At 62.1% G+C, this 24,989-nt stretch carries 21 protein-coding genes and 1 pseudogene; 8 read left to right on the forward strand and 14 right to left on the reverse strand.

Annotated elements, in window-relative coordinates; all coding sequences use genetic code 11:
- The first annotated feature begins 475 nt into the window (after positions 1 to 475).
- Genes H1204_RS37325 through H1204_RS37335 form a run of 3 tightly spaced genes read left to right on the forward strand, consistent with a single transcriptional unit; the run spans position 476 to position 3,074 of the window.
- Complete coding sequence (locus H1204_RS37325; protein WP_180733710.1) at positions 476 to 1,318, forward strand: DUF4118 domain-containing protein; 843 nt, start codon at positions 476 to 478, stop codon at positions 1,316 to 1,318.
- Positions 1,319 to 1,323: 5 nt separating this feature from the next.
- Positions 1,324 to 2,214 carry an alpha/beta fold hydrolase gene (locus H1204_RS37330; RefSeq protein ID WP_180733711.1) on the forward strand — a complete coding sequence of 297 codons (891 nt, stop codon included), beginning with the start codon at positions 1,324 to 1,326 and terminating at the stop codon, positions 2,212 to 2,214.
- Complete coding sequence (locus H1204_RS37335; protein WP_180733712.1) at positions 2,214 to 3,074, forward strand: MipA/OmpV family protein; 861 nt, start codon at positions 2,214 to 2,216, stop codon at positions 3,072 to 3,074. The genes H1204_RS37330 and H1204_RS37335 overlap by 1 nt, the downstream gene beginning before the upstream one ends.
- A 2-nt stretch (positions 3,075 to 3,076) precedes the next feature.
- Here H1204_RS37335 and H1204_RS37340 read toward each other — a convergent pair whose 3' ends face one another.
- The 7 genes from H1204_RS37340 to H1204_RS37370 all read right to left on the reverse strand — a co-directional run bounded on the left by H1204_RS37340 (position 3,077) and on the right by H1204_RS37370 (position 11,311).
- On the reverse strand, positions 3,077 to 3,583 hold the full coding sequence (locus H1204_RS37340; RefSeq protein ID WP_180733713.1) for a GNAT family N-acetyltransferase: 507 nt from the start codon (positions 3,581 to 3,583) through the stop codon (positions 3,077 to 3,079).
- Positions 3,584 to 3,642: 59 nt separating this feature from the next.
- Positions 3,643 to 4,500 (reverse strand): AraC family transcriptional regulator, encoded by an 858-nt coding sequence (locus H1204_RS37345; RefSeq protein WP_180733714.1) that lies wholly within the window; start codon positions 4,498 to 4,500, stop codon positions 3,643 to 3,645.
- A gap of 33 nt (positions 4,501 to 4,533) precedes the next feature.
- Positions 4,534 to 5,439, reverse strand: coding sequence for a LysR family transcriptional regulator (locus H1204_RS37350; RefSeq protein ID WP_180735169.1), 906 nt, complete (start codon positions 5,437 to 5,439; stop codon positions 4,534 to 4,536).
- Between the two features lie 107 nt (positions 5,440 to 5,546).
- The gene (locus H1204_RS37355) at positions 5,547 to 7,619 is read right to left on the reverse strand and encodes a pyridoxamine 5'-phosphate oxidase family protein (RefSeq protein ID WP_180733715.1); all 2,073 of its coding nucleotides are present in this window, start codon (positions 7,617 to 7,619) and stop codon (positions 5,547 to 5,549) included.
- Positions 7,620 to 7,680: 61 nt separating this feature from the next.
- A complete protein-coding gene (locus tag H1204_RS37360) occupies positions 7,681 to 8,298 on the reverse strand; it encodes a glutathione S-transferase (RefSeq protein ID WP_180733716.1) in 618 nt (205 codons plus the stop codon).
- A gap of 264 nt (positions 8,299 to 8,562) precedes the next feature.
- Entirely contained in the window at positions 8,563 to 10,455 is a 1,893-nt protein-coding gene (locus H1204_RS37365; protein WP_180733717.1) for a methyl-accepting chemotaxis protein, read from the reverse strand.
- Between the two features lie 238 nt (positions 10,456 to 10,693).
- The gene (locus tag H1204_RS37370; protein WP_180733718.1) at positions 10,694 to 11,311 is read right to left on the reverse strand and encodes a DJ-1/PfpI family protein; all 618 of its coding nucleotides are present in this window, start codon (positions 11,309 to 11,311) and stop codon (positions 10,694 to 10,696) included.
- 86 nt (positions 11,312 to 11,397) lie between these two features.
- Between H1204_RS37370 and H1204_RS37375 the strand changes: the two genes are divergently transcribed.
- Positions 11,398 to 12,732, forward strand: coding sequence for a PLP-dependent aminotransferase family protein (locus H1204_RS37375; RefSeq protein WP_180733719.1), 1,335 nt, complete (start codon positions 11,398 to 11,400; stop codon positions 12,730 to 12,732).
- 56 nt (positions 12,733 to 12,788) lie between these two features.
- A complete protein-coding gene (locus tag H1204_RS37380; protein WP_180733720.1) occupies positions 12,789 to 13,403 on the forward strand; it encodes a LysE family transporter in 615 nt (204 codons plus the stop codon).
- 2 nt (positions 13,404 to 13,405) lie between these two features.
- On the opposite strand, the gene proP is transcribed toward H1204_RS37380, so the two are convergent.
- A complete protein-coding gene (gene proP, locus H1204_RS37385) occupies positions 13,406 to 14,872 on the reverse strand; it encodes a glycine betaine/L-proline transporter ProP (RefSeq protein WP_180733721.1) in 1,467 nt (488 codons plus the stop codon).
- 60 nt (positions 14,873 to 14,932) lie between these two features.
- Between proP and H1204_RS37390 the strand changes: the two genes are divergently transcribed.
- Positions 14,933 to 15,664 (forward strand): GNAT family N-acetyltransferase, encoded by a 732-nt coding sequence (locus H1204_RS37390; RefSeq protein WP_243468838.1) that lies wholly within the window; start codon positions 14,933 to 14,935, stop codon positions 15,662 to 15,664.
- A gap of 33 nt (positions 15,665 to 15,697) precedes the next feature.
- Here H1204_RS37390 and poxB read toward each other — a convergent pair whose 3' ends face one another.
- The 6 genes and pseudogenes from poxB to H1204_RS37420 all read right to left on the reverse strand — a co-directional run bounded on the left by poxB (position 15,698) and on the right by H1204_RS37420 (position 22,394).
- A complete protein-coding gene (poxB, locus tag H1204_RS37395; protein ID WP_180733722.1) occupies positions 15,698 to 17,419 on the reverse strand; it encodes a ubiquinone-dependent pyruvate dehydrogenase in 1,722 nt (573 codons plus the stop codon).
- A gap of 158 nt (positions 17,420 to 17,577) precedes the next feature.
- Entirely contained in the window at positions 17,578 to 18,003 is a 426-nt protein-coding gene (locus H1204_RS37400) for an SRPBCC family protein (protein WP_180733723.1), read from the reverse strand.
- 17 nt (positions 18,004 to 18,020) lie between these two features.
- Entirely contained in the window at positions 18,021 to 19,019 is a 999-nt protein-coding gene (locus H1204_RS37405) for an aldo/keto reductase (RefSeq protein ID WP_180733724.1), read from the reverse strand.
- 33 nt (positions 19,020 to 19,052) lie between these two features.
- Positions 19,053 to 20,170: pseudogene (locus H1204_RS37410) on the reverse strand (alkene reductase).
- Between the two features lie 53 nt (positions 20,171 to 20,223).
- Positions 20,224 to 21,030, reverse strand: a complete 807-nt coding sequence (dkgB, locus tag H1204_RS37415) for a 2,5-didehydrogluconate reductase DkgB (RefSeq protein ID WP_180733725.1) — start codon at positions 21,028 to 21,030, stop codon at positions 20,224 to 20,226.
- Between the two features lie 161 nt (positions 21,031 to 21,191).
- Positions 21,192 to 22,394, reverse strand: coding sequence for an MFS transporter (locus tag H1204_RS37420; RefSeq protein WP_180733726.1), 1,203 nt, complete (start codon positions 22,392 to 22,394; stop codon positions 21,192 to 21,194).
- A 115-nt stretch (positions 22,395 to 22,509) separates the two neighbouring features.
- Here H1204_RS37420 and H1204_RS37425 point away from each other — a divergent pair, with 115 nt between their 5' ends.
- Both H1204_RS37425 and H1204_RS37430 read left to right on the forward strand, forming a co-directional pair.
- Positions 22,510 to 23,412 (forward strand): LysR family transcriptional regulator, encoded by a 903-nt coding sequence (locus tag H1204_RS37425; protein ID WP_180733727.1) that lies wholly within the window; start codon positions 22,510 to 22,512, stop codon positions 23,410 to 23,412.
- A 251-nt stretch (positions 23,413 to 23,663) separates the two neighbouring features.
- Complete coding sequence (locus H1204_RS37430) at positions 23,664 to 24,869, forward strand: FAD-dependent oxidoreductase (RefSeq protein ID WP_180733728.1); 1,206 nt, start codon at positions 23,664 to 23,666, stop codon at positions 24,867 to 24,869.
- Positions 24,870 to 24,989: the final 120 nt, after the last annotated feature.

The following is a 24,989-nucleotide window of genomic DNA, read 5'->3' on the forward strand; positions in this document are numbered from 1 at the left end:
TTGAATTGTATTAATTGACGGTGGATAAGAAAAGACAGAAGCGGCGATGTGAATCTGCTCTATTAGTCGCGCTGCGGTGCTTGTCAGCACCGACGGCGCGACGCGATCGAATATTGAAGTATGACAAAAAGCACGGGCATTGACGGCTCCCTATCTCTTTCTTTTCCTTTCCTTTGTCCGCGGAAAATCTTCAGCCAAATGCTCAACGCGAAGTGGGACCACGGCGCGAACAGAAATAAGCACTCTCACTTCCTGTCATTTTGCTTTCAATTGCTCCCCTATAGCGCAAACGTTAGCGCGCATAGAAGGCAAATTCTACCGTCGCATAAACGTTGAAATCGGAGGGGTTCGAGTATTACGGTGGATTACATGTGATATCTTTCGGACCGTTCAAGGCATTTTTAGCTTGTCTGCCTATTTGGCCATGTCGGCCACACGTCGAAGAGTGTCCGGTAGTCCGGCAAAACAATATTTCATGCAAGTTCAAAACGCCCGCCGCTGGGCGCCTCGCGGGGCACGGCGATGGCTTGCCGCGATTGCCGCGCTCTGTATCGCGAGTGGTGTGCGCCTTCTCCTGCACCCGCTGCTCGGTCCCGTGATGCCGGGCACTGCATTCAGCATTGCAGCCGTGCTGATCGAGTACTACTTCGGCCTCGCGCCGGCGCTGACCGTGATGCTGGCCGGCCTGTGCATCGCCGACTATCTGTTCGTGCCGCCTTACGCCGTGCTTGGCTTCATCGACCGCTCCGATGTGCTGTTTGTCGTATCCTTTCCGCTTGTCGCGCTCGTTTTTATTACAATCGTTGAAAGGTTGAGGCGCGCGCAATTTCGCGCGGAGCTGATCGCGTCGGTCGCGCAGTCGCGCTACGAGATGCTGCTGCGTCACGACAACGACCGCATGCTCGCGCGCCGCGCCGTCGATGAAACGCACAGGCTGCTGCGCCATCTGTCGCAACACAGAAAGTCGTTTGTGCTGATTCAGGCACTCGAGCGCATGCCTGCGTGGACCCACGGTACCGACGCTGGCAGCACGCGCGAGGCTGGGGCAAGCGTTCTTGCCGTTGCGCCGCCACCGGCGGAGATCGCACCGGGCCCTCGCTTCGACGATGTCGAACCCGAGGATATTCGCCGCCTTTCGAACGCACTGTGGCCGGGCTCGCATCGTGTGCGGCTGCGCGCGGGCGACCCCGTGGCGATGCATGCATCGTCAGGTGTTCAAGGCGAAGCGGGCGATAGCGCGGCACAACTCGTCGATTGCATCTGCGAACGCTTCACGACGCACGCGGGGGATTTCCTCGTGCTGCGCGTCGGCGAGTAACACACATGAAAACCTCAGTCCGAACGATCTTCAACGAAGGCGATGGCCACGCCGTGCTGATGTTGCATGGCCTGTCCAGTTCGCCGCTGGAATTGCGCTACCTTGCACGCTTTCTGAGCGACGAAGGCTTCACGACATGCGTGCCTGTACTGAACGGCTACACGGCGGGCTCGAAAGAGCAGGCGATGGAGCACTGGCTCGACGCGGCGACACGCGAATATGACGCGCTTGCGGCGCGCTACGAGCGCGTATCGATCTGCGGCCTTTCGATCGGCGCGGCGCTCGCGCTCGCGCTCGTGCATCGTCGCCCGCAGGCGCAGGCCGTCGCGCTGCTGTCGCTTACGCTCGCCTACGACGGCTGGGCCATTCCGTGGTATCGCTTCTTGCTGAACTGGGCGTACTACTCGCCATTGCGTTCGCGCTATCGCTATCGCGAATCGGCGCCGTACGGGCTGCGCAACGACGCGCTGCGGGCCAAGATCGCACGCGCGATGGAGCGCGACGACTTCAGCGAAGTCGGCCCATCGACGATCTCGCTACCCGCGCTGCACGAAGCCAGCCGGCTCGCGGCATGCGTGCGCTCGCAAGTGCGCACGATCCGCAACGACTGCCTGATCATCCATGCAATCGACGATGAAACATCGAGTCCGCGCAATCCGCGCTTCGTGGCTTCGGCGATTGGATCGACCTTCTTGCGCACCATCTGGCTCGACGATTCGTATCACATGATTACATCCGACAACGAGCGCGAGATCGTCGCGCGGGAGACTGCGCTGTTCCTGCGCGAAAGCGAAATCACGAGCCGTACGGGCGATGCGGGCGGAAAGCCCGTGGTGTCGAAGGCGCTTGCCCGCCGGTTGCGGCAACTTGCGGCGATGGGCAAAGGCCGCGCGTGATGATGAAGTGGAGTTGCTTCAACGCGGCAAGACGCGCCGCTGCGCTGGCGTCGGCAATGACGTTGGCGCTTCACACGGCGGGAGCATGGGCCGACGACGCGCCGCCTCCCTCTTCGTCCTCTTCGTCAACTTCGTCGACTTCGCAACAAAGCGACGCGACAGCAAAGCCCGCCAGCAAATGGAAGATCGGCATCGGGCCTGGCGTCGTCATCACGCCGCTGTATCCCGGCTCGCGTGAACTGCGTGTGTTTCCCTATCCCGCGCTCGACATCTCTTACGACGACCGCGTGTTTTCGCAAGGCCCTGACGTGTTGGGACTGAACGTGCTGCGCAGCGAGAACTATCACGTCGGTGCAGCGCTCAGCTTCGATTTCCAGTCGCGCCACGAAAAGGACGATCCGCATCTGCACGGGCTGGGTAACGTCGACGGCGGCCCGAAACTCAAGCTATTCGCCGACTACACGGCGTGGATTTTCACCGGGTCCGTGGCGATGTATCAGGACATCGCCGGACATGGTCAAGGCAAGACCGTTGTCAGCGATCTTTACGCGTCGCTGCCCGTTGGAGGCTGGCTGTTTTCGATGGGTCCCGGATTTACCTGGGCGGACGCGGAGTACACGCGAACGTTCTTTGGTGTGTCGAGCCAGCAGAGCGCAGCGTCGGGACTGCCTGCGTACAACACGGGCGCAGGCATTCGTGATGTGCATCTGAATGGCTACGTCAGCTACGACATTTCGAAGCACTGGGCCGCCTCGGTCGCGGTGACGCTTGGGCGTTTGCAGCACTACGCGGCCGCGAGCCCGATCACCGAACGCCGAAGCGAACTCAATACGCTTGCATCGGTGAATTATCGTTTCTGATCTCAGGCGAGATCCAGCCTGAACAGCAACGAATCCCGGTCTGGGTAAGCGTACTTGACGGGCAATTCATCAGCCGCGATCTGCCGGAACCCCTGACGTCGATAAAACGCATGTGAGCGCGTCGAAACGGAAGGGGTATCGAGCAGGATCGTTTCGATGCCTTTGAGCTTTGCATGCGCCAACAGCGTTTCGTAAAGACGCGACGCGCATCCCATCCCCGCACCTCTCCACGCTGCCGATACGAAGAACTTCTTCAGCACCGCAACCGTTGCCGTCTCGATCTGCAGGGCGATCGTGCCGACCACATGTTCTTGCGGGTCGAGTGCAATCCAGAAACCGCCGCCATTCGTGATGAAGTATCGATTGATATCGAGAAGCTCGGGCTGATCCTCGATCGATATGCCGACCTTGCTTTCGTCATTCTGGATATGCAGGATCAAGCCGACCACCTCGTCGGTGAACGAGTCCTGAAACATGGCGATGCGTGGCGGTGTGGTCGCGGTGTGCATAGAAAAGTGCTCTCAGGCAATGTGCGAGGCACTACCTTATGCGTCGCGCAGCAGGCGATCTAGAACGTTCTTGCGCTGTTTCGCCGCGCCACGGCGCCAGGCGTCACACCGAACACGGCCTTGAAGTGGCGTCCGAGGTGGCTTTGATCCGCGAAGCCGGTTGCGGCGGCAACGGCGGAAGGCGTCATGCCATCCAGCAACAAGTGCTTTGCCGTCTTAAGGCGCAGCACGAGTTGATAGCGATGCGGACTCAACCCAAACGCAGCCGTAAAGCGCCGGCACAACTCGGACGCCGATAGCGACGCCTCGCGCGCCAGTTCGTCGAGCGACACGTTACGGCTGGAAAATGCCTGCAAGTAGGCCCGTGCGTCGCGCAGACGCTTGTCGGAGACTCTCGACGAGGTCTGTGCCGACGCATCGCGATAGTTCATCGAACCGAGCACCGCTTCGCACAACAGCGCCCATTCATCGGGCCATGTCGATGACATGTGCGAGCGTTGCGTCGACAGCGCGGCGAACTGCACGAACGGAGCCATCGCACGGCGCATCGTCACGGGCTGCGAAAACGCATGCGGCGAAACACCGTGAATCTCGCACTGCAATCGCCATTCGACATCGGGCACATAGAGCATCACGTATTCGCATCCGTGATCGCCGATCGACATGCCCGCGTGCGCGACGTGCGGCGCAATCGCGTACACCTCGCCAGCGTTGACGATCGACGGTTGCCGCGAGTCCGTCATCGAGTCCTTTGCGCCGCGTAGCACTGCACCGATCGCCCACGTGTCGTGCGTATGCGTCGTGAACCGATGGCGCTCGAAGCGCGCATGAAGCACTTCGATGCCAGCGCCGTCGACGTAGCCATACTGCGCATGCTCTCGTGCTGCGGGCTGCGTGTCGTCTGCGGAATGGGGCATCGTGCGTGTCATGAATCAGCCGGACGGCACACGCTACGCATGCCAGAGCGAAGCCTTCGCCCTGAGCGTTTCGATGGCGAGGTCGAGAAAGGCGCGCACTTTCTGATTCGCATGCTTGCCTTCGCGATGGACGACATGTACGGGCAATGCAGCCAGTTCATAATCGGCCAGCACGGCGCGCAACGTACCGTCCGCCAGTTCCTGCGCGATCTGATACGACAACAGACGCACGATGCCCAGCCCCGCCAATGCTGCCGAGATCGCGGAATCATTGGTGGTGGTCACGAGGCGCGGCTGGATCGGCACTGTCAGCGGCTTGTTGTCCACGCTGAAGCGCCATTCGGGCGCGGAAGTGAGGCCTGTCGCCTGGATGGTCACGTGAGACGTGAGATCGTCGGGACGCTGCGGCACGCCATGCGCGTCGAGATAAGCGGGCGAAGCGCACAGCACGCGGCGCACCTTGCCGACAGCAATCGCCTGCAACGACGAACTCGGCAACTCGCCGATGCGTACCGCGACATCCGCCCCTTCGTCGACGAGATTCACGATGCGATCCAGAAACCAGCAATTCAGATTGACGGCCGGATAGCGCGTCAGATAGTCGTGAGCGATGGGCGTCACATACATCTTTCCAAACAGGACAGGTGCCGTCACGGTCAACTGGCCGCGCGGCGTGGTGTTGGCACCGGCAGCCGAAAGCTCGGCCGCCTCGATTTCCGCGAGGATGCGGCGACAATCCTCGAAGAACGTGGCACCCGCATCGGTCATCCGCACGACGCGCGTCGTGCGGGTCAACAGCCGCACGCCAAGGTGTTCTTCGAGCTCGTTCATGACCCGGCTGATGACCGACGGCGACACGTTGAGCTTGCGCGCCGCGGACGCGAAGCCTTCCGTCTCGACCACGGTCACGAAGGTGTGCATTGCCTGGAGCCTGTCCATGTCTGAGGAGATGAACGGGAAGGGGATAGGGGACGCCTGCCGGGTGTCGACAGGCAAGCGAGCGTCAAGCATAACAGCGTTTCCCACACCGCCCGGCACGGCCTGCCTCACAGATCGAGCAGCAGACGGTCGCCGCCGCCTGTCTCCGCGTTGGCGGGTACGGCGCAACATATCAACGCTTCGTCGTCCGGCACGATGAATTCCGGCGTCATGGTGTACGCCACCGCGCCCTCCACGATGCGCGTGCGGCACGTGCCGCAACTGCCGCCACGGCAACCGAATTCGGGATTCAGTCCGCGTGCTTCCGCAAGCTCCAGCAATGAACCGCTGTCCGGGCTCCAGCGCGCTTCTTTGCCCGACTTGACGAACGCGATGGGGACCGGTTGGTCCGCTGCGACGCGAGCGGGACCCGTGACGGCGGCGGCATCCTTCCTGCGTTGCAGCCCGGACGGCCCGAACGCCTCGGCATGTATGCGGTTGTCCGCGACGTCGAGATCGCGCAAGCCGTCGTACATGGACTGCATGAACGTCGACGGTCCGCAAAGATAGAAGTCGTAGTCGTTGAAGGGCAGCGTGTCGCACAGCAGCGCGACATCGATCCGGCCTTCGACGTCGAAGTCCTTGCCTTCGCGCGCGCCGTCGGTGTGACTCAATGCGCGCACCACGTTCACCGCGCCTTTCGCGGACACCGCGAGCGTTTCGATCTCGCGGCTGAACGCGCGCTCCTTCAGCGAACGTGCCGAATGGAAAAACCACGTCGGGCGCACGCGCCGCTTGCGTAGCCCTTCGTAGACGATATGCCTGAGCATCGCGAGCATCGGCGTGGTGCCGACGCCGGCGGCGAGCAGCACGGCGGGACGCCGCTCGGCGGCATCGATCGTGAACTGGCCAGCGGGCGCACGCGCTTCGATGATGCTGCCGATATGCAGCGTATCGTGCAGATGCGACGATACGAGTCCATCGCGCTTCACGCTGATCCGATAGAGGCCATCGGCGGGTGCCGTCGACAGCGTATAGGTTCGGATCACAGGCTTGTCGTGACCGGGCGGCATGACGCGGATGGGCAGATGCTGACCCGCGATATGTGGAATGAGCCCCGCGCCGTCCACCGGTTCGAGGTGAAACGAACGGATCACCGAGCTTTCATCGACGACGTTCGTCACCTTGAACGGCCGCCATGCGTTCGCCAGTTCAGCGGCCTTCAGGCGGCTTGTCACTTCGTCCCAACTGCCTGTCATCAGCGAGTTCGGCGACCAGCCATTGGCCTGAAACTTCCACCGCAGCGGCAGCGCGCCCTTGCGATAGACGATGCGTCGTGGCGTGAAATGCCACAGCCGCTCCGCGCCCTGAAACGCGGCGATCTCGGGCGAGTCGAGATCGACGGTCGCGTCCCCCGTCAATTGCAGGACATCGCCCGTTTCGAAGTCGGCGAAGATGAGCCCTGCGCGCGGGTTGACGAGAAAGTTGCCGAGCGTCGCGAAGAAGAGGTTGCCCGCGAAATCGGGAATGGTCAGGTGGCCGTCGTCGCCGATACGCACGAAGCCCGCCTTGCCACCGCGATGCGACACGTCGACCTGGCGTTGCTCGCCTTCGCCCACATAGGACGCGACAAACAGCGTGTCCGCGGCTTCGATCATCGCGCGGGCGTGACCGGTCAGGCCATCGAACTCCGTGGGCGCGATGTCGGAAAACATGCCGGGATCGCGGATGAATTCGAAATCGCGTGCCTGGATGTATTGCGGGCAGTTGCCGAAGCTCTGGATGACCTCGACGTCGAAACCTTGCGACGTCGCGCCACGCAACAGACCGTTCAAGCGATTGCGGCGGCGCGTGTCCAGCTCGATCCCGAGCAGACCGATTGCCGCGCCTTCATGAATGCCGCCGGATGCGGGGTCATGCGGATCGGCGGCAACCTGCATGTGCAGAATCTTCTCGGTCGGCGACTGCATGAAGCCCGGTTGACCGGCAACGAGCGTCGCCCATACATCACCGTCGTCAGCCACTGCGCCGGCCACGATGAACGGCAATTGTCTGTAGAAAGTGCGGTGCTGATCGGGCATGTAGTCGCGGATCACCCGGCGGCCGAGTTCCTGCATCTTCGGCGCCACGCCGACTTTCTCTTGCAGCGCCAGTTCGCCTGCGTGCCAGGGCGACCCTTTATCCGTCGATACCGTGCTCATGATTTACCTCCGGTCGTAAAGCCGGGAAAGCCACGCGCGGGCTTTCCGCTCACTGACGCGCTCAGCTATTGGCGGCGAGGCCGACAGGCGTTTTCTGGAACTCGACGAAGCCAGGCAGCGCCTCGATGCGGCGCAACCACGCGTTGACGTTCGGGTAGAACGACAGGTCGACGTTGCCTTCCGGCGCACGCGCGATGTAGCTGTACAGCGCGACATCGGCAATCGTCGGATGAGCTTGCGCGATGTACTCGCGCCCGGCCAACTCTTCGTCGATCAGCTTGAGGATGCGATGCGCGCGGGCAATCAGCTCTTCGGCGTTGTATTTTGCGCCGAACACGGTAATGAGTCGCGCGGCGGCCGGGCCGAACGCGATCTCGCCGGCGGCCACGGACAGCCAGCGCTGCACGGCGGCTTCCAGCGCGGGCGTTTGCGGCAGCCAGTCGGTCTTGCCGAACTTGCGGGCGACGTACACCAGAATCGCGTTGGAGTCGGCGATCGTGGTGTCGCCGTCGACGAGAACCGGGACCTGGCCGAAGCGGTTGAGTTTCAGAAATTCGGCGGATTTGTGCTCGGCGGCGGCGAGATCGACCTGAATCGATTGGTGGTCGATGCCGAGCAGCGACAGGAACAGGCGGGCGCGGTGCGAGTGGCCGGACAGCGGGTGGTAGTAGAGCTTCATGGCGGTTTCCTTTGGTCAGAGGTGACTGGGGCATCCCGATCACTTGATGCAAAGTCTAGGGACGCTGCGTCCGCAGCAGAATCCCTCGCCAGGTCAATTGATACTTCTCGAAACGAGAACGGTGGTTGTGCGTCCGAGAACAGTGGCGTTCGGCGGTTCAGGCCGTGCTGCTCGCCGAAATGCGTCAACTCGTGCGCACGCATCTCGTCTCGGCGGGCGCAGGAAAGCGGGCGTTAAATGCGAGTCGCTTAACTGTTGCGCGCCTCACGCACCAAGCTTGAAGAACCCAACCGTCGCGTTCAGATCCTTGCCTTGCGTGCTGAGCGATTCGGACGTGGCGGCAATCTCTTCCACCAGCGCTGCGTTCTGCTGCGTCGACTGGTCCATCAGCGACACGGCCTGATTGACCTCACCAATCGCGCGGCTTTGCTCGCGCGCGGAATCCGCGATTTCGCTAGTGATCGTGGCGAGGTTGGACACGGCATCCGTCAGTTCGGCGATCGTCTTGCCTGCGAGATTGACCTGTTCGGCACCCGCCTCGACGTTGCCGACAGAAGCCTCAAGCAGTGCCTTGATCTCTTTTGCCGCGCTGGTCGAACGCTGGGCCAGGTTGCGCACTTCGGCGGCGACGACGGCAAAGCCGCGACCGCTCTCGCCTGCGCGCGCCGATTCAACAGCGGCATTCAACGCCAGGATGTTGGTCTGGAACGCGATGCCCTCGATCATCCCCACAATGCCGACAATGCGCCCTGATTGCTCGACGGCAGCGTTCATCGTCTTTGCCGCGCCCGCAACGGCCTCGTTGCCGCGACGCGCGGCATCCACGGCGCCCGCGGCGACGGCGTTGGCCGTCGTCGCCTGATTGGCCGTGCCGCGCACCGTGCCCGCCAGTTCTTCCATGCTGGCCGCCGTTTGCTGGATCGACGCGGCCTGTTGCTCGGTTCTCGACGACAGATCGAGATTGCCCGCCGACACTTCACCGGCAGCGAGTTCGAGGTGACGGCTGTTCGTCCTCACCTTCAGCAGCACACCGTGCAGCTTTTCGACGAATGCGTTGAACTGCCTCGCGAGATGGCCGACTTCGTCGTTGCTGAGTTGAGGAAGACGCCGCGTCATGTCGCCATCGCCGGATGCGATTTCGTGCATCGAGTTGGCAAGATTGCGAATGGGATCGGTCATCCTGCGGCCCAACGCAATCATGATGAGCACGGCGACCACGAGCACCAGCAGCCCCATCCCGATCAGCGTCCACGTGAGCCGGTTGGCGGCTGCCATCATTTCCGAATCGGGCACGAGCGCGTAGTACTTCCAGCCGTTCTTCGGTGACGTGTAGATGAACGACTGATAATCGACGCCGTCCATCTGGATGCGAACGAGCCCATCGCTGCCATTGGACAGTTGTTCGTATCCGCCGCCCAGGCCCTTCAGTTCCTTGAACTCATGTTTCTTCTCGCGCGGGTCGATCAGAATTTTTCCGCTGCTGTCCGTAACGAGCAGATAGCCGGTCTTGCCGAACTGGATGCCACTGGTGAGCCGCGCGAAGTCGTCGAGCGAGATGTCGCCTTCGAGCACGCCGAGAATCTCGTCCTTGCTGTCCTTGACGACACGCGCGAACGGAATGATCGCGCCGCCGGAGCCGGCCGCGCTCAGATAAGGCGCGGGCCGCACGACGCGATCAGGCGCCGTCATCGCCAGCTGATACCACGGCCTGACGCGCGGATCGTAGTGCTCGCCGTTCAGGCTTTCGATCGGCCATTGCACATAGCCGCCCCAATGCGTGCCGATGTCGAGATAGCGCATGTTGGGATGCGTATCGCCGAACTGCTTGAGCAACGCGAAGATCGTCTTCTCGACTTCGCCGTTCTTATCCGGCGTCATCTGGCCGCCGTGGTTCAGATAGTCGGTGATGCTCTGGTCGGCGGCTTTCAGTTGCGCCGTTTGGGTCAGATACGTGAGGTTCTGTTCGACCTCTTTAAAGCTCACATCAAGCGATTCGTCGGCCTGGACGATTCTGGCGTGACTGGATTGCTCGAACTCGTCGACAGCCTGATGACGCACGTTCAACGCGCCGACCGTGGTGAGAAGTAGAACCGTGACTGCGAGCGCGGCGCCCGATGCCGCGCTGAATTTGAATGCGATCGAATCCGTAAGCTTCAAAATGACCTCTGCCCAATGACGAACTACCATCCGATATCGACTCGCGGTGCGCTAAAGATGAAGCAATGCGCATCGTTGATTACGTTGGTTGTCGGCCGATATCGGGGTGGCTTGAGCGGATCTGATGCTGGATTCGATATATTTTTTCAGTGCCTTTTTCGTGCCCTTTTCCATGTCGCATCGCGTGAGAATCGTGTCGCGAATTCGATGACAGAGAAGCGGCAAAAAAAGTGCGCGCTTACATGGCCGCGCTCGTCTCTTGCAGAAACGGCGTGATATTGCGCATCGCGCGCGCAACGTACTCTTCCTTCTCGCCGACAGGCGCGACGTAATGCATCGCGCTCGCGGCTGCGTCGACGCCTTCGAAGCGCGCGATGACCCATGCGGCCAGATACTGGGAGGCAAGACATCCGCCCGCAGTCGCGACGTTGCCTCGCGCGACGAACGGCTGATTGAGCACGTCCACGCCCGCTTCCTCGACCCACGGTTTCGTCGTGAGGTCCGTGCAGGCGGGCACGCCATCGAGCAGCCCGAGCTTCGCCAGCACGAGTGTGCCGGAGCACTGCGCGCCAAGCAGCTGGCGCGACGGATCGAACTGCATCTGCGCCATCAAGGTCTGATCGGCAACGACATTGCGCGTCAACGCGCCACTGCCAACAATCACTGCATCTGCAGCATTCGCCTCGTGCAGCGCGATCTGCCCTTCGATCACGACGCCGTTCATCGAATTCACGCGTGCGTGCGGCGTCGCAATCGACACGCGCCAGTCCGGCTTCTTGATCCGGTTGAGAATGCCGAGCGCAATCAGCGAATCGAGTTCGTTGAAGCCTTCGAAAGTGAGAATCGCGATGTGCATGATGTTCGCCTGCCGATGAATGGGGTGAGATGATGCTATGCGCAGATACCATTACAATCAAATAATTGTCATGGATACATCTGGATATGGCTCAGCCCCGGTACAAGGAACTTGTCGACACGCTTGCCGCGGATATTCGCTCGGGACGCCTGCGCGCCGGCACGCGCCTGCCGACGCATCGCCAGCTCGCGTCCACGCACGGACTCGCGCTCGTCACGGCGACGCGGGTCTACGCCGAACTTGCGGCGATGGGTCTCGTCAGCGGAGAGACGGGACGCGGTACGTTCGTGCGGGAAATTTCGCTGCCGCCTAGACAGGGCATCGATCAGTTCGCGCTCGCGGCGGGCATGGTCGACCTCAACTTCAACTATCCGGCGCTGCCGGGTCAGGCCGATCTGTTGCGCGGCGCGTTGCGTCAGCTTGCTGCGTCCGGCGATCTGGAAAGCCTGCTTCGCTATCAGCCGCATGGCGGACGCCAGCACGAGCGCGCGGCCGTGGCGCGTCATCTGGCTTGCAGGGGACTCGAAATCGGCTGGGACCAGGTGTCGCTCGTGAATGGCGCGCAAGCGGGCCTGGCCGCGACCGTGATGGCGCTGCTCAGCCCTGGCGATGTGGTCGCAGTGGACACGCTGACGTATCCGGGTTTCAAGGTGCTCGCCGAGGCCTGTCGGCTGGAACTGGCGCCGATCCCGGCGGATGGGCAAGGGTTCGACCTCGACGCGCTCGAACGCTTGTGCAGGACGCGGCGCGTGCGCGCCGTGTATGTGATGCCGACGCTGCACAATCCGCTCGGTTGGGTGACGAGTGCGCAATGGCGCAAGCAACTCGTGTCGATTGCGCGCCGGCATGGGCTATTGATAATCGAAGACGCCGCGTATGCCTTTCTCGCCGACAAACCGCCCGCGCCGCTCGCCGCGCTCGCGCCGGAAACGACCGTGTACGTGTCCGGCTTTTCGAAGAACGTCGCTACCGGTTTGCGCGTGGGTTTTGTCGTGGCGTCGGCTGAATCGATGAAAGATATCGAGCGGATCATCAGGGCGACGACGTGGAATACGCCCGGTGTGATGACGTCGATTGCGTGCGCGTGGCTCGATGATGGCACCGTCAAGCGGCTGGAAGCGGAGAAACGCCGCGACGCGAAGATCCGGCAAGCCATGGCCGCTGAGATTCTCGCGGGCCTGAACTGTGTTCGCCACCCATCGTCGTATTTCGTCTGGTTGCCGTTGTCGGAAGAAGTGCGCGCGGATCAGGTTGCGGCGGCGCTGATGCGTGAACACATTTCAGTGTCGACGGCTGAGCCCTACGCGACTTCGCACCATGTGCCTCATGCTGTCCGCCTCGCGTTGGGTTCTGTCGAACTCGATGTGCTGCGCGAATCGCTGGAAACGGTCAGGCGCGTGATAAGCGCTTACGCTTACTGAAATAGCCTCGGGTATGATCGAAATCGAATTTACGTCCAACGTCCGCGGAAGAAAACATGCTCGATCCCATCAACAGTTTGCTCGCGCTGTGCGGCGTGTTGCTGCTTAGCGTTGCCAGCCCTGGGCCCAACTTCGTGATCGTCACATCGACGGCGGTTGCGTCGCGACGCGCTGGCGTATCGACTGGTCTGGGGCTGGCGGCTGCGTCGGGCACATGGGCGTTGATCGCGATTGCGGGCCTGAGTCTGATCGTCACGCATGTCGCGTGGATCGAGATGGCATTGCGGATTGCGGGCGCGGCCTATCTGATCTGGCTCGGCGCGAAGATGATCGTGACTGCGCGCCAACCTTTGTCCGCGCCGGCACGGACCGCCGGGTCTGGTTGGGCCGCCGCGAAACGCGGCTATCTCGTGAGCATGACAAACCCCAAATCGGTCGCGTTCTACGGCAGCATATTTGCCGTGATGGTGCCAGCGCATGCTGGACTGTCGTTCGATATCGCTGTTGTGGCGCTGTCGATCGGCATATCGTGCGCGTGGTACTGCGCGATGGCGCTGCTGGCTTCTCACCCCGCCATCCGCAGTTTCATGGTTCGGCGCAAAGCCGTGATCGACACGACGGCGGGCGTGCTGTTGATCGGGCTCGGCGGAAGGATGCTTGCTGGGCGCTGACGTTACGCACGTTCGCGCACCAGCGCCAGGCGTTTCTTCTCAGTGTGAGCGCGTTTGGCACCGCGAATAAGGCTCATCGCTTCCGCATGTGTCGCCACGCACGGACCCGAGCCAAGCAGCGGCTTGCACGACGTTTCGCGCAGGGCGAGCACCGACACGATGCCGATGATCGACGCGCCCATCAGGTAGTACGCGGGCATCATCGCGTCACCGGTTCTGTCTACGAGCCATGCAGCAACCAGCGGCGTCGTACCGCCGAACAGCGACACCGACACGTTGAAGCCAATCGCCAGCGCGCCGTAACGGATCTTCGTCGGGAAGAGGGCAGGCAGCGACGACGGCATCACGCCCGTGAACGTCGACAGCAGCGCGCCGAGAATCAGCAGGCCGCTGAACACGGGCAGCACCGTGCCCATACGGATCAGCAGCAGCGCCGGAATCGACAGCACGAACAGACCCACGCAGCCGAGCAGCATGACGGGCTTGCGGCCGATCTTGTCGGACAGATGACCCGCGTAGAGCGTCATCGGCATCATCAGCACCATCACGAGCAGCACGAGGAACAGACCGTGCGATTCGTTGAAGTGCAGCGTGGCCGACAGGTAGCTCGGGAGATACGACAGCGCCATGTAGTCGGTGACGTTGAAGATCAGCACGAGGCCGACGCACAGCAGCAACGGCTTCCATTGCTGCGCGAGCAGTTCCACGAACTTCTGCTTCGGACGCGACATCTCGTCCGCTTCACGCGCTTCCGCCTCCTTCTTGAACGCAGGCGTCTCTTCGAGCTTCATCCGGATATACAGGCCCACAAGACCCAGCGGGCCCGCGATAAAGAACGGCACACGCCAGCCCCACGACAACAACGCTTCCTGCGACAGCGTCGCCGTCAGTACGGCAACCGTACCCGCACCGAGGATATAGCCGACCAGCGTGCCGAATTCGAGGAAGCTCCCCGCGAAGCCACGACGGCGATCCGTCGCAAACTCGGCGATAAAGGTAGCGGCGCCACCATACTCGCCGCCCGTCGAAAAGCCCTGCACGAGACGCGCGACGAGCAGCAGCGCGGGCGCGAGAATGCCGATCGAACCATAGCTCGGAATCAGGCCGATCGCGAACGTGCCGACGGCCATCATGATCATCGTCATCGCGAGCACGCGCTGACGGCCGATGCGGTCGCCGAGCGGCCCGAACACCATGCCGCCGATCGGGCGCACGAGGAACGCGGCGGCAAACGTGCCGAAGGTCGCGATCAACTGCGCCGACGGGCTGCTCGACGGAAAGAACACTTTGCCGAGCGTGACAGCGATATAGCTGTACACGCCGAAGTCGAACCATTCCATTGCGTTGCCGAGCGCCATGGCGCCGACGGCGCGTTTGAGCAGGCTGTGGTCGACGATCGTGATGTCGTCAAGCGTGAGCGACGGGCTCGAAGAATCGCGGCTTGCGATGCGCGCTTGCGAATGACTCAATTGACACACTCCATGAATTGCATGGCGAACCCGGCGGATGCAGCAGGCATTTGATCGAACTTGAATCCGATCGCGAAATGGGGCGCCAATGGGCTGTGGGATGCCTTCGCGCTGAACACGCCAGGCAAAATCATCAAGTACAGTGTGCTGATATGCCCAGGACCGGGCCGTCGCTCATGCGTCCGGAAACCGGCGGAAAACGACAGGAGGTGGGATTTGCATGATGGAGCGGGGTCATCGCAGAGCGTGGATATAAGGCTTGCGACAATCGATGACGCACAAGGAATAGCGAAGGTTCACGTCGCGACCTGGCGCGACGCGTACAAGGCATTGTTGCCAATCGAATACCTTGCGAATCTCGACGAAAACGCAAGAGCGGAAAAATGGCGCAAGGCGTTGTCAGCGGGGGCGCCGTGCGTGCTGGTTGCTGTGATGAACTGTGTCGTGGTCGGCTGGGTTGCGTTCGGACCCTCGCGTGACGAAGACCTTGACTCGCGCTGTGCGGAGGTCGAGGCGATTTACGTCGAATCGGATGTCTGGAGTCGCGGCATCGGCACTGCACTGATTCATGCGGCTTGCGAGCGGCTACGTGCAAAAGGCTACGGTACTGTCGTGCTGTGGGTGTTGAAAGATAACGCAGCAGCGTGTTCCTTCTACAGTCGACGAGGATTCGAGCGCGACGGTTCTGCCAAAGTGATCGAGACTGGAGGAGCGCGATTAATGGAAGTGCGCTACACGCGAAATTGCGATCTGACGGAATCAATGCCGGACTTCGGCGGCCGCCATCCTTAACGCACGAATGGCGGCGCGCCGAAGCTCCATGCATCAGCGGAAATTGGTCCGCACGAGATCCACGATTTCGTCGCCACGGCCATTCAGAATGGCGCGCATCATGTACAGACTAAAACCTTTGGCCTGTTCAAGCTTGATCTTCGGCGGCATCGCGAGTTCCTGTTTCGCCGTCACGACATCGACGACGGCAGGACCATCATGCGCGAAGGCTTCTTTCAACGCCCCGGCAACCTGTTCCGAATCTTCGACGCGAATGCTAAAGATGCCCGCGCCTTTCGCAATCGCTGCAAAGTCAGTCTTGCTCAGGTCGACGTTCGTGTCGAGATAGCCGCTCGCTTTCAGTTCCATCGACACAAAACCCAGCACGCTGTTGTTGAACACCACGACCTTGATGGGCAACCCGAGTTGACGTGCGCTCAGCAGATCGCCGAGCAGCATCGAGAGGCCGCCGTCGCCCGAGAGCGACACGACCTGACGACCCGGATGCGCGCCCTGCGCGCCGAGCGCCTGTGGCATCGCATTCGCCATCGATCCATGATTGAACGAACCGTGCAACTGACGCTTGCCGTTCATCGTCAGATAACGCGCCGACCACACGGTCGGTGTGCCGACGTCGGCGGTGAAGATGGCATCCTCGCTGGCGATCTCGTCGATCATGCGCGTGAGGTACTGTGGATGTACCGGCTCGCCTGCGGGCGAAGGCGTTGCGAGTTCATCAAGGCCCTTGCGCGCGGCGGCGTAATGCTTGCGGGCCGTGTCGATGAAGCCGCGGTCCTGTTTGCGCTGAAGCCTGGGCAGCGTCGCCGAGATCGTCTCCTTGATCGTGCCTACGAGACCTAGCGCGAGCGGCGCCCGATGGCCGAGTTGCGACCCCTTCCAGTCGATCTGCACGATCTTCGCATGCGACGGGTAGAACGGGCGATACGGAAAATCACAGCCGAGCAGCAGCAGCGTGTCGCACGACATCATCGCGTGATAGCCCGAGCTGAAACCGATCAGCCCTGTCATGCCGACGTCGAAAGGATTGTCGTATTCGACGAACTGCTTGCCGCGCAACGCATGCACGACGGGCGCGCCGAGCGTATCCGCAAGCGCCACGACTTCGTCGTGCGCGCCCTGCGTGCCGCTGCCGCACATGATCGTGACAGCATCCGACCCATTCAGCAGCGCCGCAAGACGCTCGAGATCGGCCTCGGCGGGCACGATGCGCGGCGGCGCGCTTTCTGTCCACGTCGGTGCTTCGTCGGGGCCGTCGCCCAATGCGACGTCGCCAGGCAACACGATTACAGCGACGCCGCGCTCCTCGATGGCCGTCCGCATCGCGCGCGCGAGGACACGCGGAAACTGCCCGGCGGACGACACAAGCTCCACGTAATGGCTGCACTCCTTGAACAACTCTTGGGGATGCGTTTCCTGAAAGGAGCCGAGACCGATCTCCGTCGATGGAATATGCGCGGCGATCGCGAGCACGGGCTGGTGATTGCGATGACAGTCGAACAGGCCATTGATCAGATGCAGGTTGCCCGGGCCGCAACTGCCCGCGCACACGGCGAGCCGGCCGGTGGATGCGGCATCGGCGCCCGCTGCGAATGCAGCGGATTCTTCGTGGCGCGTGTGCATCCAGCGAATGTCGCCGGCCTTGTCGAGGGCGTAGGCAAGGCCATTCAGGCTGTCGCCCGTCACGCCCCAGATGCGTTCGACGCCCGCAGCCGCGAGCGTTTGAGCCAGATAAGCTGCAATGGTGTTTGCTGACATCTAAATCTCCGTTGACCAGTCATGGCGAATGTTGCGGTTACTGCGGAGCCCATGAAAGCAGGGCGCCGCAGTAGCTGAACAATGTACTGGGACGACGGATGCCGCGTTTCGCAAAACGCACGCGCTGTGCGAAATGGCACGTAGAGATTCAGCGCGGGTCAGCGGCCCTGAGTTTCCAGAACCGCCTTGAGGCGCGTCAGGCCCGCCAGGTACAGACTCCGATAATGGGCGGTGAGCGACTCGGCCTCGTTCGGGTCGTTTGGCTCGAAGCGGCTCGCCCATGTCACCGTGGCGTGATGCCCGTCGATCCTGCGCAACGACATCGACGCCGTGTAATCCGTCACGGGGTCCGGTCCTTCGAGGATCGTGTAAAGGTATTGCATGTTCTGATCGCTGTGATCGAGCAGCCTTTCGACGATCGACGAACCATTCACCGCTTCGAGATGGCGAACCCGCCCGCCGTCCGACAGCCAAGACGAGCGGATGAGTTCGAGCCAGCCCGGCAAACCGTCGAAGTCGCCGACCACATGCCATGCGTTTTCTGCTGATACTGCAATGTCTATCGATACGCTAACGCTTGCCATATTCTTTCCTGTGAGCATTAAACGCGCGGCGTCGGTGCATTGCCGCTGATGACGCCCGCTGACTTCAACTCGTTCCATAACTCGCCAGGAATCGCCTGGGTGGCGAGCGCCTGATTTTCCGCGATGCGTTCCGGGCGGCTTGCGCCGGGAATGACGCCCGCAACCGCCGGGTGCGCCAGCGAGAATTGCAACGCGACCGCGCGAATATCCGCACCAAAGCGGGCGCAGATCGACTTGATCTGCTCGACGCGCTCGATCATGGCTTGCGGGGCCTTCTGATACTCGTAGTGCGTGCCGCCTGCCAGCAGCCCCGAGTTGTACGGGCCGCCCACGACGATGCCAAGCCCGCGCTCCGCCGAAGCTGGCATCAGCTTCTCCAGCGCGGCAGTGTGATCGAGCAACGTGTAGCGGCCAGCGAGCAGGAAGCCATCGGGGTCGGCTTGTTCGAGCGCCAGTTCGCACGGTTCGACCCGGTTCACGCCTAACCCCCACGCCTTGATGACGCCTTCTTCGCGCAGACGGGTCAGCGCTTTGGCCGCGCCCGACATCGCGATGTCGAACACGTCGCGCCACTGTTCGCCGTGGAAATCGACGGCGGGATCGTGAATCCAGACGCAGTCGAGATGATCGGTGCGCAGCCGCTTGAGGCTGTCTTCGATCGAGCGCAACGTGCCCGCTTCCGTGTAGTCGTAGATGATCCGGTTCGGCAGTCCGTGCTCGAACAGGCCGCCTTTTTCGCCGAGATCGCGCTGCGCGGTCGACTCGTGCTCGTCGAGAATCAGGCGTCCGACCTTGGTACCGATCAGATACTCGTTGCGCGGATAAGCCGACAGCGCTTCGCCGAGTCGAAGCTCCGCGAGTCCTGCGCCATAGAGCGGCGCTGCGTCGAAGTAGCGGATTCCGCTGTTCCAGGCCGCGTGGACCGAGGCGATCGCTTCATCGTTCGGGATGTCGCGATACATATTGCCGAGCGGCGCTGTGCCGAAGCCGATGCGTGAGGGAATGTCGATTCGCATGATGTTCGCTTTTCAGTGTTCGTCAGTTGTTCGTCAGTCGTTCGTGCCTGTGAGCGACGGGTAATCGGTGAGCCCTGAGCGCCGCCGCCAAACAGTGTTTCGCGATGATGCGTGGCAAGATCGGCCCCGCTGCGCAGACGCTGAGGCAGATCGGGATTCGCAACGAAAGGGCGGCCGAATGCAATCAGATCGGCCCAACCCGCACCGATGGCTTCGCGAGCGCGATCCGCCGTGTACTTGCCCGCATAGATCAGTGTGCCCGGATAGGCTTGCCGGATGCGCTGCTTGAATTCGACGGGCATATGCGGCGCATCGTCCCAATCGGCTTCCGCGATATGGATATACGCAACGCCGATCTCACCAAGCAGCTTCGCGGCGGCGATGTAGGTCATTTCGGGGTCTGCATCGACGCATCCGTTGAGCGTGGTCAGTGGCGCGAGCCGGATGCCGACGCGCTGCGCGTTACCCGTGCCGTCGATCAGCGCGCGCGTGACTTCATCCAGAAACCGCAGGCGACTCTCCAGCGAGCCGCCGTATTCATCCGTGCGGTTGTTCGCTTCGGAGTCGATGAACTGATTGACGAGATAGCCGTTGGCCGCATGCAGCTCGACGCCATCGAAGCCTGCGAGCATCGCGTTGCGGGCCGCGTCCCGATACTGGCCGACCACTTCGGCGATTTCCGCCGTGCTCAGCGCGCGCGGGGCCGATGCCTGCACGAAGCCCGGCACGTTGCTGCCATCGGCGCCTGCGATGAACACGTTGACGCCCTTCGCCTGAATCGCGGATGACGACACCGGCTGTTCGCCGCCAAGCAGGCTCGTATGGCTCAACCGGCCGACATGCCACAACTGCGCGAAGATACGGCCGCCCGCTTCGTGGACAGCCGTCGTGACCTTGCGCCAGCCGTCTATCTGCGGTTGCGTGTGAATGCCGGGCGTCCATGCATAGCCCTTCGCGAGCGGCGAAATGTACGTGCCTTCGCTGACGATCAGACCGGCGCTTGCGCGTTGCGCGTAGTAGGCGGCCATCAGCTCGTTGGCTTCGTCGCCGGGCTGGCTGGCGCGCGAGCGCGTCATCGGCGGCATTACGATGCGGTTGGGAAGGGTGAGCGCGCCGAGCGTGAAAGGTTCGAAAAGCGGGTCGTTCTTCATGATGCGATTCCTTGCGTCGCTCGCGGCATGTTCGCTGCGAGCGTGGTTTCTCGTTAGTCCCAGACCGGTGCGAGACCGTCGGGGCTGACTTCGCGGGCATTGCGTTCGAGCGCGGCGATCTGCGCCATGTCGTCGGCCGACAGCGGGAGTTGTTGCGCGAGAAGATTGCTGGCGAGGTTCTCGCGCTTCGTCGATGACGGAATCACCGAATAGCCCAGTTGCAGCGCCCACGCGAGCGCGACTTGCGCTGGCGTCGCTTCGTGCCGTTTGGCGATCGCGCCGATGACGGGGTCCTTCAGCACCTTGCCGTAGGCGAGCGTCATGTACGACGTGACAGGAATGCCCTGTTCGCCGAGGAATTCGACGAGCTTGCGGTTCTGCAGATATGGGCTCAGTTCGATCTGATTGGTCGCGATGTTGTCGTTGCCGACTACCGCGATGGCCTGCTTCGTCAGCTCGATGTTGAAGTTCGAAATACCGATCTGGCGCGTGAGCCCTTGCGCCTTTGCCTCCGCGAGCGCGCTCATGAATTCTTCGAGCGGCACACCGTTGTTGGGCGCGGGCCAATGGATCAGCGTCAGGTCGACGTGATCGGTGCGCAGCTTCGTCAGGCTGTCTTTCAGGCTCGGAACGAGTTTGTCGCGCGAGTAGTTGTCGACCCAGATCTTCGTGGTCAGAAACAACTCGTTGCGCGCAACGCCCGAAGCGCCGATCGCTTCGCCGACTTCCGCTTCATTGCCGTAGATCTGCGCGGTGTCGATGGTGCGATAACCCAGTTCGAGGCCGTTGCGCACCGAATCGATGACAACCTGGCCTTGCAGCCGAAACGTGCCGAGACCGAATGCCGGAATGTGATTCATGGTGATACTCCCAGATTGATAGATTCGTTTGACGATGAACAAGGTTCATTCTGCCGCGTTCGATTCATTCGAAAAACCTCTTGAAACGGGAAAGAAACATGATTTTTAGTCAAGAGTGGACTGCCGTTTCTGGTGCCCCGTTCGACGGATTCGATTCACATTCAATGCGTCACAACGACAGCTTCGGCCGTGCGTTCGGCGAGTCCTGCGCGGCGGTCGAGGCGGCCGCTCCACGCCGTCAACCCGAACGCCAGCACGGTTACGGCAGCGGCGATCCACGGCGTGTGGCCCAGCCCCAGATGCGCGACGATCACGCCGCCCAGCGACGAGCCGCCCGCCACGCCGAGGTTGAACGCGGCGATGTTGAAGCCCGACGCTACATCCGTTGTTTGCGGCGCAAACTGCTGCGCCTGCTTGACGACGTAGACCTGAAGACCGGGCACGTTGCCGAACGCGACAGCGCCCCACGCGAGCATGGTCAGCACGGCGAGCCACGCGTTGTGCGACGTGAACGTGAACACCAGCAGCACGGCAGCGAGCAGAAGGAATATCCGCTTCAATGCCTTCACGGGGCCTTGCGCGTCGGCGAGTTTGCCGCCCCACACGTTGCCGGCCGCGACGGAAACGCCATACGCGACGAGCACCATGCTGACCTGCGAAGGCTTGAATCCCGTGATCTGTTCGAGAATCGGCGCCATGAATGTGAACGCGATCAGCGAGCCGCCGTAGCCGACGGCCGTCATTGCATACACGAGCAAGAGGCGCGGATGAACGATCACGCGAGGCTGCTGCCTGAGCGGTGCCGGACGCTTGTGCGGCAGGTTGTTCGGCATGAAGAACAACGCACCGAGCATCGCGATGAAGCCGAACAACGCGACGACGAGAAACGTCGCGCGCCAGCCGAAATGCTGGCCGATGAAGGTGCCAAGTGGAATGCCCGCGACGAACGCCACGGTCATGCCGCTGAACATCGTCGCAATCGCGCTGGCGGATTTGTCTTTCGGCACGAGCGTCGTCGCGATGATCGAGCCGACCGAGAAGAACACGCCGTGCGCGAGCCCCGTCAGAATGCGCGCCACGACGAGCGATTCATACGAAGGCGCGCGCCACGCAACCAGATTGCCGATCGTGAAGAGCGCCATCAGCGCGATCAGCAAGGTCTTGCGCGGCACGCGTCCTGTCAGGGCGGTCAACAGCGGCGCGCCGATGGCGACGCTCAGCGCATACAGACTGACGAGCAGACCCGCGGAAGGGAGTGTGACGCTGAGATCGGCGGCGATCGTCGGGATGAGTCCGACGATGACGAACTCGGTCGTCCCGATTGCAAAGGCGCTGAGCGTCAGCGCGAAGAGGGCAAGTGGCATGGTCGTCTACCAGGAAGCATGAGTGAAAGGCTTTCACGGATGGACGAAGTGTGCCGACTTTACTTTTGCAGAAAAACTGGTCTATAAAGGAAACACTTTTGATTTCAGATCAAGTATGAAAGTCACTCTCGACGAACTGCAAACCTTCGCGTCCGTAGTCGACACGGGCTCGATCACGGCTGCTGCCGAGCAACTGGACCAGACCGTTTCCGGCGCGAGCCGCACCTTGGGACGACTCGAGGAAAAGCTGCAAACCACGCTGCTGCGCCGGACCACTCGGCGCCTCGAACTGACCGAAGAGGGCAAGGCCTTTCTGCAAAATGCGCGCGAGATCATCGATGCCGTCGAGAACGCCGAAGAGCAACTCGCCGCGCGCCGCGAGCGCCCTTCCGGAAGGTTGCGCGTCGATGCGGCCACGCCGTTCATGCTGCATGTGATCGTGCCGCTCGTCGCGGGGTATCGCGCGCGCTATCCGCAGGTCGAACTGGAACTGAACAGCAACGAAGGCATCATCGATCTGCTCGAACGCCGCACCGACGTTGCGATCCGGATTGGCCGGCTCAAAGATTCGACGCTGCATAGCCGGCCTGTGGGCAGCAGTCGCATACGGGTGCTGGCGACGCCGGAGTATCTGAAGGCGCATGGTCATCCGAAACGCGTGGACGACCTCGCGAAGCACTCGCTGCTGGGATTTACGCAGCCCGAGTCGCTCAACGTGTGGCCGCTGGTCGGGCCGGACAACGAACCTTATCGAATCGAGCCGGCTATCGCTTCGTCGAGCGGCGAAACGCTGCGGCAACTGGCGCTGGAGAGCGCGGGCATCGTTTGCCTGTCCGATTTCATGACGGGCCGCGACCGTCGCGAAGGCCGGCTCGTCCAGCTTTTTGCGCGGCAGACGCAGGATGTGCGGCAACCGATCAACGCCGTCTACTATCGCAACACGGCGATATCGGCGCGCATCGCTTCGTTCGTCGATTATCTGGCTGAGGCGGCGAAGACGACGGAGTTCGCGCGCTAGCCTTCCTGGCGGTCTCTGCTTCATCTCTCTGCACAATCCCTTCTCGCTTCGCCGCTTATTGTTGTCGTGCAGGCAACATGGTGAACGCGTTCGCGGTGCTTCTGGCGCTCGATCTCCAAACCTACAATCCGTCTCGACGATGGTCGCACTAGCAATGTCTCCAACGTCGATCAGGCGCATTCGCCAACGCTTTCCGCAAGCGTTTCTGCGCCTGTCGTCGACTTCGCAACTCTCTAAACGAAGGCAATATCATGTCGCAGAAGATCCTGATTGTGGGTGCTGGCTTTGCCGGCGTGTGGGGCGCGCTAGGCGCAGCTCGCGTGCTCGATGGCGCAGGCGTTAGAAGCAGCGACGTTGAAATCACGTTGATTTCGCCGAAGCCCGAACTGCAGATCCGCCCGCGGATGTATGAGGCCGAGCCGCAGAAGATGGTTGCGCCGCTGCCGCCGCTGCTCGATGCCATTGGTGTGAACTATGTCGAAGGCAGCGTCGACGACATTTCGGTTCAGGACAGGACGGTGAGCGTCGTGTCGGCCAACGGGCAAAAGCGCTCGCTCGCGTATGACCGCCTGCTGCTGACGAGCGGCAGCAAACTCAGCCGGCCGCCGGTTCCGGGTCTGGAGCATGCATTCTCGGTGGACTGTATCGAGGACGCAGTGGAACTCGACAACCATCTCGACAAGCTGGCGAAGCTGCCTGCTTCACCCGCTCGCAATACGGTGGCTGTGGTTGGCTGCGGATTCACGGGCATCGAAGTCGCAACGGAACTGCCGAAGCGGCTGCGCGAGAAGTTCGGCGCGGACGCGGCGGTTCGCGTCGTGGTGATCGGCACGCAAGATGCAATCGGTCCGGATCTCGGACCGAATCCGCGTCCGTTCGTCGCCGAAGCGTTTGAATCGCTCGGCGTCGAGGCGGTGCTGGGATCGGGCGTGGTGTCCGTCGATGCAGGTGGCGTTCGCACGGCGTCGGGCCAACGCATCGAAGCGAGCACGGTGATCTGGGCGGGCGGCATGCGCGCGAGCCCGCTGGCCGCGCAGGTGTCGTCGAATCTCGACCCGCTCGGACGCGTCGAAGTCGCGCCGGACTTGCGCGTGCCCGAAGCGCCCAACGTTTTCGTCGCGGGCGATGTGGCGAAAGCGTTGACCGACGATGACGGCCGCTACGCGCTGATGTCGTGTCAGCACGCGATCGTGATGGGCCAATTCGGCGGACACAACGTCGCTGCGGATTTGCTCGGCGATCCGACGCTGACGTATCGACAGCCGTTCTACGCGACGTGCGTCGATCTCGGCGAATGGGGCGCGGTGTATTCGGAAGGCTGGGATCGACAGATCAAGCTGACGCACGCCGAAGGGAAAGCGCGCAAGCAGATGATCAACACGCAGTGGATCTATCCGCCGGCGCCGAATCGCGCAGACGCATTGGCAGCGGGTAATCCGGAAGCGTCTTTCGGCTAAGCCGTTAGCGCCGCCCGAGCCGTAGTGGCGAGGGCGGCGAACGCATGTTGCACGCAGCGCGAGACAGTGCAGCACGCGACTACATTGCGGAACAACTTGCCCTCTGCGTATAGCACAATT

This window comes from Paraburkholderia sp. PGU19 (assembly GCF_013426915.1).
Classification (GTDB): Bacteria; Pseudomonadota; Gammaproteobacteria; order Burkholderiales; family Burkholderiaceae; genus Paraburkholderia.